Source organism: Alphaproteobacteria bacterium (assembly GCA_016699735.1).
Taxonomy (GTDB): Bacteria; Pseudomonadota; Alphaproteobacteria; order Micavibrionales; family Micavibrionaceae; genus JAGNKE01.
This window is the reverse complement of sequence record CP065008.1, coordinates 859,219-872,856: the sequence shown is the minus strand read 5'-3', so window position 1 is coordinate 872,856 and position 13,638 is coordinate 859,219. Positions and strand designations below refer to the sequence as shown.

Here is a 13,638-nt window from a genome sequence, read left to right as displayed (position 1 = left end):
GACTTGCGCTAAGCCTTAAAATTCGGGATTGAAGTTGACGGCAGCCAGATCGCCCGTGCCGCCGCCAGACTTGCCGCCCGCCGAGCCGCTGCCCGTAGCCGAACCAGTTCCGCCAGAGGATTTTCCGCCCGTGACCATGTTGGCGGCGACGCGGGTATCGGACCCCAGAGAGGCCGTCGCGGCGAAGTAGTTCCTGTGAATGCCGCGCATAAAGGCACTCAGTTGATCCGTCCGTGTAAATCTTGGGTCAGGCCGTTCCATCGGTGGGATAGCAGTTCCGTCAAAAAAGATATCAAAACCCAGAGGATTCGGTGTTCTTGAGACGCTGGCCGGGGGCAGTGGAGACCTTAAGACGCCGAAAATCGGCAGGTTTGTCTTCCCGCCTCTGTACGACTCGGCTATCCGCAAGAAAGAGGCCGTTGTTGCTTCATCCAGATAGGATACAATAACTATCCTTCTGTTGCTCGAACCGTTAATCGCCAAGCCTTGCCCGAAGTCCCAGCCATCCGCTCTTTTCGTTAAATCCATGTACCGGATCGGCTGCGCCTGCTCGGGTTGGGTGGACTGGCCGGGGCTGATGTCGGCGGGAAGTTCCACGCCGGGAGGCAGCGTCATCGGGCTGCGGTTGATCGAGGCCATTTCGGTGATCGGGGCCGTATGATTGAGCGCATCCGGGACGGAATTCGAAGTCGAACCCGCCGGAACAGAGGTTACCGTTAATACTCCGGCCAAAGCCAAGGCCACCGCATCACTCGCTTTATCTTTCTTGGACATGATCTTCCCTTTTATGATGTTTTTATAATTTAACAGAATTTTTCTGTGCTTCTTTTATACCCCAATTAAAACGATAATGCAAATATCGTTGCGCCCCCTCCCGCAAAGGCTTAGGGCGCGGTTTTTATGAAGTTTTTCGAATATAAAAGAGAACCCAAAAGGCCGTAAAAAATTCTACGGCTTGGTCATGTCCTTCTTGACCGGAGGGTCGCGGTCGCGGCTATTCAGGCAGGTCATGCCGATCTTGACCGCGAAATCGACGGCGTCGTCATAGGAGGTTTCGGCCTTGGTGAACACCTGCTCAACCAGATAAACGGCCGGAGCCTCGACCTTTTCGAGGGTCGTACCCTTGACGTTGAGCCTTTTGTTTTCGGCGCGGGAGATCAGGGATTCCTTTGAGCGTCCCGCTTTCGCTGCTTCAAGCGCTTCGAGGGTCACTTCGTTGATGCCGCTGCAGGATTCGTAGACGACCACCTGCTGGGCTTCCCGTTCCGAACTGCGCTCCGCCTTGGCGTTCTTGCCGCATTCCTGATAGGATTCCAGCGTGTCTACATAAAACTGCGTCAATCCCTTGGTGCCGACTTCGTCGTAGACCTTCTGGACCAGCGGCTTGATGATTTTCATCTTGCTCAAATCCTGGGGATCCTTGCCTTTTTTGTAGAGGTCAGCTATCCCCACCTTGAAGGACGCGCGTTTGGCGCAGCCGCGTTTGGTATCGGGGAAGGCCGAGGCATCAACGTCAATCTCCTCGAACTCATCAACGCCCTGTGCGAAGGCCGGGGCCGGAATCATTGAAAAAAGCAAGCCAGAAATCAGGAACGAAAAAATGATGAGTGTCCGCATCGCCGTCAGAATCCTTACATAAGCCACCGGGTCCATGCATGATACAATCAAAACCCGCCGATTGACAGAGTGTCATTTTAGCAGGGTAAGGGGTCCGGAAACAAAAAAAAACTGCGAAAAAGCGAAAAGAAGGGGGCTTTACTCAAAAAACCCCAGCGGGGCGGCCACGAACTCGGGGTTGAGGAATTGCGGATTCGACCCTCCGTAAACCAGCGGTTTTCCCTGAAAATCCTTTATAATCCCTCCTGCGGCGCGCAAAACTGCGTCCCCGGCGGCGGTATCCCATTCGCACGTCGGGCCGAAGCGGGGGTAAAGATCGGCCTTACCGGCGGCGATTACGCATATTTTCAGGGAACTGCCGCGCTTAAGCAGCTTTTCGATCTTATGTTCGCTGAGATACTGATCGAGGCGCTGGGCGCTGCCGTGGCTTTTGCTGGCGACGACCGTCAGCCCCTCTTTCGGCGGCTTGCGGACGTGAATGTCCTTTTCCGATTCGGTGTCCTCCAGCCAGCGGAGCGCCTTTCTGTTCCCGTTTTCCTCCGTATAGCCGGCATAAAGTTCGCCGATGGCGGGAGCATAGACGATTCCGAGAATCGGTTCACCTTTGTGAATAAGAGCAATATTGACCGTGTAATCGCCCTTGCCGGAGATAAATTCCTTGGTGCCGTCCAGAGGATCGACGAGCCAGAAATACTCCTGGCCCGAGAGGTTTGGCCAGTGTCCGGCGGCGCTGGCCTCTTCTCCGATCATCGGGATGCCGGGCAACATTTCGTCGAGTTTCTGCTGGATAAGTTTTTCTGCTTCCTGATCGGCCAAGGTGACGGGTGAGCCGTCCGCCTTAGCGTCTGCGCCTTGATATCCGGCTTCGTCAAAGTAATCGAGGGTGATCTGGCCCGCTTCCAACGCGATCCGGCGCACCCTGTTGCAGAGCGCGGCGCGGTGGAGGAGGAGTTTAGACGACATAATCGAGAACCTGTTCCCTGCCCTTGCCGTCCCCGGCGAGGTCACCTAGAGCAATCTGGCGTTCAATATAGGCCACGATTTGCTCGACGCAGGTTTCGACGTCCTGACGGGCGCTGTCCACGATCAACTCAGGATTTTCAGGTTTTTCGTAGGGCGAATCGATCCCGGTGAAATCCTTGATCTCCCCTGCCCGCGCCTTTTTGTAGAGTCCCTTCGGATCGCGCTTTTCGCACGTATCGATGTCAGCGGAAATGTAAATTTCATTGAAGCGATCCTGCGCGGCGCTGCGGGCGCGTTCGCGGTCGGCGCGGTAGGGCGATATAAAGGCCGAAATCACGACCACTCCGGCATCGGCCATCAATGCAGCGACATGACCGATCCGGCGGATGTTTTCCGAGCGGTCTTTCGGAGAGAAGCCCAGATCGCGGTTCAGACCGTGGCGGATATTGTCGCCGTCCAGAACGTAGGTCGCGTGGCCTTTTTCGAAGAGCGCCTTTTCAACCGCCATGGCGAGAGTCGATTTTCCTGAGCCAGAGAGTCCGGTGAACCAGAAGACCCCGCCCCTGTGTCCGGCGCGTTTTGCGCGAACATCGTGGTTGAGCAGGTGTTCGACCTTATGGATGTTTTCGGATTTGGGGGCGCGTCTGCGGCGCTGGTCGGCATAGCCTTCCATACTGATGACGCCGCCGCCGGCGATGTCGTAGCCTTCGTATATGACAATCCGGCCCAAACGCTCATTGTCCACGTAAGGGTCGATGGGCAGCAGATCACGGGCCCGCAGGGTGATTTCCGCCACCGTGTTGCGCTTGACCTCGCTCTTGTCGGCCTGATCGGCGAGATCCTGCGTGTCAATCACCTTATCGATGGACTGAACCGTGACCATCGCTTCGTGCGAGCCATAACGGATTTTATATGAATTACCGACCCTCAGAGCCTTTTGCGAGAGCCAGAAGATGCTCGATCTGAACACGTTGGAGAGCATCGGCGGGTTCTTGGTGTGCGACCCGATATGGCCGCGCTCGACGAACAGGCGCTGGTCCAGCGTTATACCAATGGCCTCGCCGGGGCGGGCCTCGACCTTGTCCTTATCCTCGGGCCAGACTTCGATGGAGGTTACGGTCGCTTCCTCGTTACCGGGGGAGAACATCAGGCGGTCGCCCTTGCGGAGGATGCCGCTTTCCACGCGGCCGACGATAATGCGCTTTTCCTGAAAACGGTAGACGTCCTGCACCGGGAAACGCAGCGGGCGCGAGACGGGCAGCGTGGCGTTCTCGAAACTGTCCAGAACTTCGATCAGAGTCTTGCCGGAATACCAGTCCATCGAATCGCCGCGTCCGGCGATCATGTCGCCGTGGCGGGCAGAAATTGGGATGATAAAGCGCGGGGTGACGCCGATGGTATGCAGGTAATCGCGCACTTCGCGGGAGACATTCTCGAACGCCTCGGGGTCATGCTTGACCATATCCATCTTGTTGACGACGACCGCGATTTGCTGCAGGCCCAGAAGGTGAAGCAAATAGGCGTGGCGGCGGGTCTGCTCCTGTACGCCTTCCGACCCGTCAACGACGAGGATGGCGGCATCGGCGGCGGCGGCGCCGGAAATCATATTCTTCAGAAATTCGCGGTGCCCTGGTGCGTCGATAATCACGTAATCGCGGTGGTCGGTGGAAAACCAAATTTGCGTCGAGTCGATGGTAATGGCCTGATCGCGCTCGGCCTGAAAGGCATCCAGAACGAAGGACCATTCGACAACGTCCGTTCCGCGCCGTTTGCAGATGGCTTCGATTTCCTCGGCCTTACCTTCGGGGAGCGAGTTCGTGTCATAGAGCAGACGCCCTATCAGGGTGGATTTTCCATGATCGACGTGGCCCACGATGACCACGCGGAGCTGCTGATGCGTGCTTTGCTTCCGCTTCACCTTGTCACTTTTTACGATCTTGATTGCTGGTTCTGCGCTCATTTTCTTTTGACCTAAATTCAATATCCTATTCTTAGCTTGTTGGTGATCCCCGCCTTCGCGGGGATGATCTCGTCTAGGCTTTTTCTTCGAAAAAGCCAGACATCAATCACATATAGCCGGACGCCCGCAGACGCTCGAAACTGTCCTCGGTTTCCTTGTCCATGGAGCGTCCCGCCCTCTCCGAAGTGTTTGTCGTCTCCAGTTCATGAAGAATTTCCTGTATGTTGCGGGCGCCGCTTTCGACAGGGAAGGTAATGTTCTTCTCGCCCAGAGAACGGTAGCGCATCATTTTTCCTGTCTTCGCGTCCTTGCGGGCGAAATAGAGATCGCAGCAGGGAATGTTTTCGCGCTGCGTATAGCGCCAGATATCGAGTTCCGTCCAGTGCAGGATCGGGTGAATCCGCAGATGCGCCCCTTCCGGGAATTCGGTTTTGTACTGGTCCCAGAATTCGGGGGGCTGGTCCTTGAAGTCCCAGTTGCCGTCGATGGTGCGGGGCGAAAAGACGCGCTCCTTGGCGCGGAGCCCCTGCTCGTCACGGCGGATGCCCGCAATCACGCCCTTGAAATTATGTTCGCGCAGAAGCGTTTTCAAACCTTCGGTCTTCCGCATGGCGGAGCGCGTCGCGGGGGGAAGGGTCTGGTCCATCTCCTCCTCGGGCGGGCACATATGGTTGATGCAATTCAGTTCCCACTCCTTGATGATCCGGTCGCGGAAATCGTATACCTCCTGCATTTCCATACCCGTATCCAGCAGAACCATGGGGAAAGGCACACGCCCAAGAAAAGCTTTACGGACCAGCCAGAGCAGCGCGGTTGAGTCCTTACCGATGGACCAGAGCATACAAAGCGGGTCCACGCGATTATAGGCTTCGCGGATGATGTAAACGCTCTTGGCTTCGAGTTCATCAAGGTATTTATACATCTTCAATCCCTATCCAGTTACTGCCATAGCGCTAGGCGTTCGAGACTTTTTTGAGGCCTACATTCGTTTCCGGGCAGACTTCTTTACGCCCAATCGAGACATAATGGAAGTTATTTTCCTGCATTTCCGGGATTTTGTAGATGTTGCGGAGGTCCACGATGCAGGGGGATTTCATAGCGCTTGCGATGCGCTTGAGGTCGAGGGCGCGGAATTCGTTCCATTCGGTGATAATCACCAGCGCGTCGGCATCCTTGGCTACATCATAGGCGCTTTTGCACCATTCGACGTCCTCAATCATCGTCTTGGCATGGTCCATCGCCTCGGGGTCGTAGGCCGCAACGCTCGCCCCCGCCTGCTGCAGGATGGGGATGATGGTCAGGGAGGGGGCGTCGCGCATATCGTCCGTGTTGGGTTTGAAGGACACGCCGAGGATGCCGATGCGTTTGCCTCGTACATTGCCGCCGAAGACGTCCATGACCTTATCGGCCATTCTGGCCTTGCGGTCCTCGTTCACGGCCACGACCGTTTCCACGATGCGCTGCGGGGCGCTGAATTTCTGTCCGGTGCGGGCCAGCGCCAGCGTATCCTTGGGGAAGCACGAGCCGCCATAACCGGGTCCGGCATGGAGAAATTTACCGCCGATGCGCCCATCGAGGCCGATGCCCTTGGCGACCTGCTGTACGTCGGCACCGACCTTTTCGCACAGGTCGGCCACTTCGTTGATAAAGGTGATCTTGGTGGCCAGAAAGGCATTGGCCGCATACTTAATGACTTCCGCCGTTTCGCGGCCCGTGAACATGATGGGCGTTTCGTTGAGATTCAACGGGCGGTAGATTTCGCGCAGTACGTCCTGTGCTTTTTGTCCTGTCACGCCGACCACGACGCGGTCGGGGCGCATGAAATCCTCGATCGCCGCGCCTTCGCGCAGGAACTCAGGGTTGGAGGCGACATCGAAATCGGCGTCCGGGCGCTCCTCGCGGATGATGCGTTCGACTTCGGCCCCGGTTCCGACCGGGACGGTGGATTTGTTAATGACAACGGTGTAGCCCTTGATGTTGCGGGCGATTTCGCGGGCAGCCTCATAAACGTAGGACAGGTCCGCATCCCGGCCGTAACGGCGTGAGGGTGTACCCACAGCGATAAAAACAGCCTGCGCGTCTTTCACGGCGGTCTTGATATCGGTTGTAAACTCAATACGACCGGATTCGATCTGACGCTCGAGGAGGTCTTCCAGGCCCGGCTCAAAAATTGGAATTTTGCCTTGCTTGAGGCTTTCGATCTTCCCGGCGTCCTTATCGACGCAGACGACCGTATGGCCGAACTCCGCGAAACAGGTTCCCGAGACCAGACCCACATATCCCGTTCCGACCATTGCGATCCGCATGACAACTGTCCTTCTGTTGTGTTTCTAAGAAATCCGGCCTTCTTTAAACCCCGCGAACGTAAACCATTTTATAGTCCAAGAAAACAAATAAATGGCTTCCTTTAAGGGGTTTAAACCTGTTTTTAACCCTCTTTTCGCTAAAATTAAGGGGCGAAAGCCGGCGATTTTTCAAAAACCGTTGCAAAGCGCCAGATACTTTGCCTATGATCCCTGAAATATCCGTGAACCCAAATTCAAATACCGTACCAAAGGAATTTTTATGGCCAAATCTGAAGGAAAATCTGAGAAGAAAGCCTCTGGCAACCAAGACGGCGGCGCGAAGCAACCCCCTGCGGCGAACCTTCCGCTCTTTTATTCTCACCCTGAGCCCCTGGATGCCAAAAAGCATTCCGATTTGTCCCTGAAGCGCAATTTTGGCTTTGAGTTTACCAGCACCGCGAATGCCGTTCCTGTTAACCTTATCGAGATGACGCAGATCGCCGATTCGTATCCTATCGCCTTCAGCCCGGACGGGAACGCCACCCCAGTTGCGATTCTGGGCCTGCGCGACAATGAGAATCTGTTCGTTGATTCGCGGGGACAATGGAACAAGCATACTTATATTCCCGCCTATATCCGGCGCTATCCGTTTATCTTTTCGGAGATGCCTACCAAAGACCAGCTGACGCTTTGCGTCGATCTGGACGACAGTGTGGTCGAAAAGGGTTCCGACCGTGCCTTTTTCGAAAAAGACGGAACCCCCAGCCAGCTTTCCAAAGATGCGCTTGAGTTCTGCAAGTCCTATCATGCCGCCGCCCAGCAAACGCTGGATTTCAGCAAGGCTCTGGTTGAAAAAGATCTTCTCGCCGATCCTCGCGGGGTTCGAATCGAGCTTGCCGGGAACAGGGTTGTCAATTTTTCCGGCTTCCGAATCATCGATCAGAAAAAACTCGATGCACTGGACGACAAGACTTTTCTTGAGTTCCGAAAAAACGGCTGGATTCCGTTTATTTACGCTCATCTCTTTTCCGGTTCAAAGTGGCACCTGCTGAGCCAGTTGCTGAATGAGCGCCTTGAGAAAGAAGCGGCCTAATCGTCCTGTCTTTCCTGTCTGTTAGTATTTCCTGTTCACGTTCAACTTGCAGAAGTCTGTGGATGTTTTGATGCGGTGGATTGATCCGTTTGCGGGTCACATGGTACCGCTTATTTATCAGAGGTCATTCAAAGAGGGTCGTCGCAATGGCAAAAGTAGGAGCGCAAAGAGCCGCTGTCCTGACAGGGAAGTCTAAATCCACCATTCAGAGAGCCATGAACAGCGGCAAGCTGTCTTATGCTCTCGATCAGAATGACCGGAGGGTCATCGACGTGTCGGAACTGGAGCGCGTTTTCGGCATAAAGCCCGAAAGTCTTAATGCGGGTGCGGCACAAAACGCCCCGGCGGCGGTTGACAGCGATATCGATAAAGAGCGTCTGGCTCTTGAAATAAAGTTGCTGGAGCTCCGGCTTGAGAACGCGCAGGAACAGATCGAAGATTTGCGCGACCAGCGCGACAAGTGGGAAAATCAAGCCAATCAGGTTTTGCTGACCACCCAGCATACCCATAAGCAAATCGAGGATTTAAGGGCTGAGGTCCGTGAAATGGACCAGAAAATCAAGCCCAAACGCAGCTCTCAGGGATCTGAACCGGGTGCCGCTCCGGCGGCAGCGAAAAAACTTAGCGCGGGCAACCAGAATGCTAATAGTAACGCTGGTGCTTCGCGTTTTATGTTCTGGAAAAAGGCCAAGGCCTGATCTCTTAAGTTCCGTTGGTTTTTCGCCTTTCATAATGCTATAATTCCCTTGTCGCTTGTTGTTGTATGGGAATTGACGTGCGCGTTTTTATTTTTATTGCAGCTTTTGCCTTTTTTTCTTCCGTGAGCGTTTATGGTCAGGGGTTGGAGTCTGATGATTCTCAAACCTTCGATGAGAAAGCTCAGGTGCTTGAACACTCTGCTGCAGGCTCGGATTCTGGTGCTGAAGAGCAGTCGGGCCAGCCGATTGAATCTCATAAGGATGCTGTTGATATCAGCAAAGCGTCCGATCAGCAAATTAACGAAGCTCAGCGTTTTTATAAGGCCTGTTCTAATAATGAGCAGTTAAGTTTGCAACATGATTGTAAATGCCTTGCCGGTGAGTATCTTGTCGCACGAATGTCCCGGGGCGATGAGGCTTCTCATAAGCAAGTTTTTTCTGATGTGCGTGCGTTGTGCCTTAAGAATTCGGAAGACAAGTCCGCTCTTAACTCTGATCAAGGAGAAGAAAGAGAGGAATTCACAGAGGCGGAGATTAAGGAAGCTAACTATGTCTTTGAGTGGTGTCAAGCTGACGCTTATATGCCCATATACCATGATTGCAAGTGTTTGGCTTCTGAGTTTGTTGCTAAGAGAAAGGAATTAGGGCGTCTCCCTAGTCGTGATTCTATTCTATCAACACTCAAGGGCGTTTGTCTTAATGGCACTCAGATGGCTGGATTTCTTTATAAGGACTGTATTTCCAAACCCGCCCTTCTGCCCCTTCATCTCAAGAATGTAAAGAAATTTTGTGAATGTTACGCAAATCAATTTGCAAAAGGATTCGAAGGTCTTGAGGGAACCAGAGTTTCTTCGAATTCTACTGGTGCTCTTGCGCGCATGACGATGAGCAAGTGTCAGAACGAACAGCGCACTTTTACTTTAAACTAGCTTTTTTGTGTATTTTTTTGCCAAGAGGCTACTGATCGCTTTTAGGTATGGATAGGCTAGTAGGCTTGTTAATGTAGTGTTTTTGTTGTAGCCTGATTCTATGATTTCGTTTGTTTTTTTGCGAACTTCCTCCAGATCTTCAGCCTTGAGCACTCTTTCAAGTTTTCCAAGATAATTGTTTATTGTCCTCCCTTCATCGTGAATGATTTTGCGGAAGACGAGGTCGGCGGCCTGGATGCCGTTTGTGCCCTCGTAAATGGGAAGGATGCGCGAATCCCGAAATAACTGGGCTATGCCGGTTTCCTCAATGTATCCCATGCCGCCGAAGACTTGTAATGCGGTGGACGTGACCTCGCAGGCCATATCGGTGCACCAGGCCTTAACGATCGGTGTTAGCAATTCAACCTTTTTCCGGGCATCCTCATCTCCTGCCGCGGCCTGATCCAAGGCTACGGCCGCCTCCAGAGTCATCCCCCGCCCTGCGGTGATCTGATCCTTCATCTCTTGCAGCATTCGGCGCACGTCAGCGTGTTCGGCGATGACCACGCGTTCGCCCGTCACAGGAGACTTGCCCTGTACGCGTTGATGGGCATAGGCGTACGCTTTCTGGTATGCCCGTTCGGCGATGGCCACGCCCTGAAGTCCGACGGAGAGGCGGGCGTTGTTCATCATGGTGAACATATATTTCAGGCCCATATTTTCCTGCCCGATCAGTGTACCGACCGCCCCGTCGAATTCCATCGTGCAGGTCGGGGATGCGTGGATGCCGAGCTTGTGTTCCAGCCCGATACAGCGCACAGCGTTGCGAGAGCCGCCCTCCATGAATTTCGGCACGATAAAGAGCGAGATGCCTTTGACATCCGGCGGGGCGTCCGGCGTACGTGCAAGAACGAGGTGGATGATATTCTCCGCCATATCATGCTCGCCGTAGGTAATGAAAATTTTCTGACCCGTAATTTTATAGGTGCCGTCGCCCTGTTTCTCTGCCTTTGTGCGAATGAGGCCGAGGTCGGAGCCGGCCTGCGATTCGGTCAGATTCATTGTGCCGGTCCATTGGCCGGCGATCAGCTTGGGCAGATATCTGCTTTTTTGTTCCGGCGAGCCGTGCAGAGAAATCGCCTCGACCGCGCCCTGATTGAGAAGCGGACACAGGCCGAAGGACATATTCGCCCCCTGCCACATTTCCTGAATACAGAAGGCCAGCCCCCATGGCAGCCCCTGGCCGCCATATTCGGGATCGAAGGGCACGGCGTTCCAGCCGCCCGCGCAGTATTGCTTATAGGCATCCTTAAAGCCGGGGGCGGTTGTGACTGTTCCGCTGTCAAATTTAGCGCCTGCCTTGTCGCCGGGATGGTTGAGGGGGGCCAGCACCTCGGAGGCCAGTTTGGCCGCCTCCTCTAATATGGATATCGCGGTGTCGCGGTCGATGTCCGGGTGCGTAAAGCCGTGAACATCAAAAAGCATCGTCAGCATCTCATTTACCGGGGGGGCGTAATCACTCATCTCCGTCTTCTCCCAAATGATTTCTGGCACGAGGGTTGCACGGAGTCTTTGAGGAATTTCGCGTACAGCCCTGTCTCTGACTCGAGTATGACATGAACGGATTAACAAACGTAATACAAAACAAGAATTTAACGGCGCTGACCCACAAGGCGCCGACCCCGGTGGTGGAGGCGATTGCCCAGGCCAGCGATGCCACGGGGGTCGATTTTGCCTATCTGCTGCAGCAGGCGAAGGCGGAGAGCAATTTCAACCCGAAAGCCAAAGCGGGGACCAGTTCGGCCACGGGGCTTTACCAGTTCATCGACCGCACATGGCTGGCGATGATCAAGGAACATGGCGAGGAATACGGGCTGGGCGATCTGGCGGATAAAATCGATTCGCGGTTCCGGGTGAAGGACAAGGCCGCGAAGAAGGAGATTCTGGCTCTGCGGAACGATCCGGTCGTCTCGGCGCAGATGGCGGCGGAATTCGCGCTGGAGAACGAGCAGACTCTGGATAAGCTCTGGGGCGGAGAGGTCGGCGCGACCGAGCTTTATCTCGCGCATTTCCTGGGTGCGGGCGGGGCTTCTTCGTTTTTGAATGCCAAGGATGAAAATGCTCTCACCCCGGCAGCGGATTTGTTCCCGAAGGCGGCGCGGTCGAACCGGGGCGTGTTCTACGATTCCCAGACGGGCAAGCCGCGGACGCTGGAGCAAGTTTATCAGTTTTTCGATAAAAAATTCCAGATCGAGGGTGGAACGCCCGATCCGTCCACCTTCATGGTGGCCCGCAACGAAGCCCCTGCCCCCAACGCCACAAATTCGCTTTATCCGGCGAAGGCCCGCACCCGTCATCCGGCGCCGATGGGCAAGGTCTATGATTTCCATGAATTCACCGCCCTGCATCAGGCGCCGGGGGCGATCCCCGCCCTGCCCGCCAAGCCGATGGTCCAGTTGGAGGAGAGCGTTTTTAGGGGCCAACACCTGCCGCCGCAGCCGTTCAAGAGCCTGATGACCAATCCGGTCGATCTGATGCTGCTGAGTCAGTCGGACCTGAACCCGGCCCCGGAGGAGGACGCAAAGCCTGCGGCGTCTGATGACAAACGGCGGCTGAACGGCTAAAACGTCCTGCATGAGTGCAGACGATCCCATCCATGTCCTGAACCGACGCGTTCGACTTTACCAGCCCGTTGAAGGGTTCCGCACCTCTCTGGACAGCGTGATGCTGGCGGCGGCGTGTCCGGCCAAGGCGGGGCAGAGTGTCCTGGATCTCGGCTGCGGGGTGGGCAGCGCGGGGCTGTGCGTGGCGGCGCGGGTACCGGGGATAGCTCTGTCGGGGATCGACATACAAGCGGATCATGTGGCGCTGGCGGACAGGAACGCTGCGCTGAACGGCGTTGCGGCATCTTTTGTTTGCGCGGATATAAGAGATTATGAAGGGGCGCCGCAGGATCACGTCATCGCCAACCCGCCTTTTTCCGAGTCGGGAAAGCACACGCCCTCCCCCTCCCCCTCGAAGGCTTTGGCGCGAGGGCATATGGAGGAGGATTTGATCCTCAAGGACTGGATCGATGCGGGGTTCCACAATCTGAAAAACGGCGGGACGTTGACCGTCATTCATATGGCGGGGGAGACGCATACAATCATTCAAGCTTTGGGAAAGAGATTCGGCGCGGTGGAGATACTCCCCCTCTGGCCGCGGGCGGGGGTTCCGGCGAAGCGCGTGATCCTGCGCGCGATCAAGAACCGCAAGACGCCCAGCGTGATTCATCCCGGACTCGTCCTGCATGAGGCGGACGGGGCGTATACAGCGGCGGCGGATAGGGTTTTGAGGGATGGGGATGGTATCTAGTTTGACTCTTTTGAAGCGTAAACGGGGCAACCACTGTTTATGTGCACAACCCTGCCGTCTAACGCACTGTCTTTGGACACACATACCCCATAGTCCAGCATATGGCCATTGCCATCTAGACGAATGTAATATTGGCAGTCCCAGCATTTTCCTTTTTTTGGTTCTATAGAGGGAACTGCCCATCTCTGCGCTGTTTTTTTAGCTAAATCAAACACGCGATTTTCTTCTTCGCTAACCTTACCCCCCAAGCCTTGATCGATAATTAACATGCCTTTTTCTGACTTTGCGTATTGGCCATTTGATAATCTTATGGACCATTCCGTCTCGCCTTTGCACATACACATAGACCGAAGAAGAAATCCGCCAGAAAGCTTTACCTCAAGCTCTAGGACTGTCCCTGTAATATCGACTTCCTCAATAATCTGATTTTTGAATAGTTGAATTCCTTGTTCGATTTTGGTACCGCGGTTTGAGCTTCCGAAAAGAATTTCATGCCCTCTCTCGACCCTCCAATCCCACGATATAGATATGCAGGCTTCGCCTCGTTTGTACCTTTCTCTATCTTTGTAACTGAACGGCACAAGTTTTCCCAGTTCAATAAAAATCGTCGATCCATGGCCCTTCCAAGGCAAGGTGACGGGAAGGCCGATCAGGTCTTTTCGTATGATTTCAAGATTTTCAGCAAATGTTGCCATAAGCTTGTATTATCACACGGATTTATGCACTGTCATTCGTTCTGAATTTGCCTCAAGAAAAAGGC

At 54.6% G+C, this 13,638-nt stretch carries 13 protein-coding genes; 5 read left to right on the top strand and 8 right to left on the bottom strand.

Translation table 11 applies throughout. The features are described from left to right. Positions 1 to 15 precede the first annotated feature (15 nt). The 6 genes from IPN28_04275 to IPN28_04250 form a co-directional block, all read right to left on the bottom strand. Positions 16 to 774 carry a hypothetical protein gene (locus tag IPN28_04275; protein QQS58043.1) on the bottom strand — a complete coding sequence of 253 codons (759 nt, stop codon included), beginning with the start codon at positions 772 to 774 and terminating at the stop codon, positions 16 to 18. A 174-nt stretch (positions 775 to 948) separates the two neighbouring features. Continuing rightward, the gene (locus IPN28_04270; protein QQS58042.1) at positions 949 to 1,617 is read right to left on the bottom strand and encodes a hypothetical protein; all 669 of its coding nucleotides are present in this window, start codon (positions 1,615 to 1,617) and stop codon (positions 949 to 951) included. Between the two features lie 138 nt (positions 1,618 to 1,755). After that, on the bottom strand, positions 1,756 to 2,580 hold the full coding sequence (gene cysQ / locus IPN28_04265) for a 3'(2'),5'-bisphosphate nucleotidase CysQ (protein QQS58041.1): 825 nt from the start codon (positions 2,578 to 2,580) through the stop codon (positions 1,756 to 1,758). After that, the gene (cysC, locus tag IPN28_04260; protein QQS58040.1) at positions 2,570 to 4,540 is read right to left on the bottom strand and encodes an adenylyl-sulfate kinase; all 1,971 of its coding nucleotides are present in this window, start codon (positions 4,538 to 4,540) and stop codon (positions 2,570 to 2,572) included. The genes cysQ and cysC overlap by 11 nt, the downstream gene beginning before the upstream one ends. A 106-nt stretch (positions 4,541 to 4,646) precedes the next feature. Then, a complete protein-coding gene (gene cysD, locus IPN28_04255) occupies positions 4,647 to 5,462 on the bottom strand; it encodes a sulfate adenylyltransferase subunit CysD (protein QQS58039.1) in 816 nt (271 codons plus the stop codon). Positions 5,463 to 5,493: 31 nt separating this feature from the next. Next, a complete protein-coding gene (locus tag IPN28_04250) occupies positions 5,494 to 6,846 on the bottom strand; it encodes a UDP-glucose/GDP-mannose dehydrogenase family protein (GenBank protein QQS58038.1) in 1,353 nt (450 codons plus the stop codon). A gap of 259 nt (positions 6,847 to 7,105) precedes the next feature. On the opposite strand from IPN28_04250, the gene IPN28_04245 reads away from it, so the two are divergent. The 3 genes from IPN28_04245 to IPN28_04235 all read left to right on the top strand — a co-directional run bounded on the left by IPN28_04245 (position 7,106) and on the right by IPN28_04235 (position 9,545). Continuing rightward, positions 7,106 to 7,918 (top strand): SapC family protein, encoded by an 813-nt coding sequence (locus IPN28_04245; protein ID QQS58037.1) that lies wholly within the window; start codon positions 7,106 to 7,108, stop codon positions 7,916 to 7,918. A 146-nt stretch (positions 7,919 to 8,064) separates the two neighbouring features. Further along, positions 8,065 to 8,616: an entry exclusion 1 domain-containing protein gene (locus IPN28_04240; protein ID QQS58036.1), complete on the top strand. Its 552-nt coding sequence runs from the start codon at positions 8,065 to 8,067 to the stop codon at positions 8,614 to 8,616. A 77-nt stretch (positions 8,617 to 8,693) separates the two neighbouring features. Further along, positions 8,694 to 9,545 (top strand): hypothetical protein, encoded by an 852-nt coding sequence (locus tag IPN28_04235; protein ID QQS58035.1) that lies wholly within the window; start codon positions 8,694 to 8,696, stop codon positions 9,543 to 9,545. Here IPN28_04235 and IPN28_04230 read toward each other — a convergent pair. After that, positions 9,537 to 11,048 (bottom strand): acyl-CoA dehydrogenase family protein, encoded by a 1,512-nt coding sequence (locus IPN28_04230; GenBank protein QQS58034.1) that lies wholly within the window; start codon positions 11,046 to 11,048, stop codon positions 9,537 to 9,539. The genes IPN28_04235 and IPN28_04230 overlap by 9 nt on opposite strands. 92 nt (positions 11,049 to 11,140) lie before the next feature. Between IPN28_04230 and IPN28_04225 the strand changes: the two genes are divergently transcribed. Together IPN28_04225 and IPN28_04220 are read left to right on the top strand one after the other, a co-directional pair. Further along, complete coding sequence (locus IPN28_04225) at positions 11,141 to 12,148, top strand: transglycosylase SLT domain-containing protein (GenBank protein ID QQS58033.1); 1,008 nt, start codon at positions 11,141 to 11,143, stop codon at positions 12,146 to 12,148. 10 nt (positions 12,149 to 12,158) lie between these two features. Beyond that, entirely contained in the window at positions 12,159 to 12,878 is a 720-nt protein-coding gene (locus IPN28_04220; protein QQS58032.1) for a methyltransferase, read from the top strand. Here the strand turns inward: IPN28_04220 and IPN28_04215 are convergent. After that, on the bottom strand, positions 12,875 to 13,573 hold the full coding sequence (locus IPN28_04215; GenBank protein ID QQS58031.1) for a DUF3027 domain-containing protein: 699 nt from the start codon (positions 13,571 to 13,573) through the stop codon (positions 12,875 to 12,877). The genes IPN28_04220 and IPN28_04215 overlap by 4 nt on opposite strands. Positions 13,574 to 13,638 lie beyond the last annotated feature (65 nt).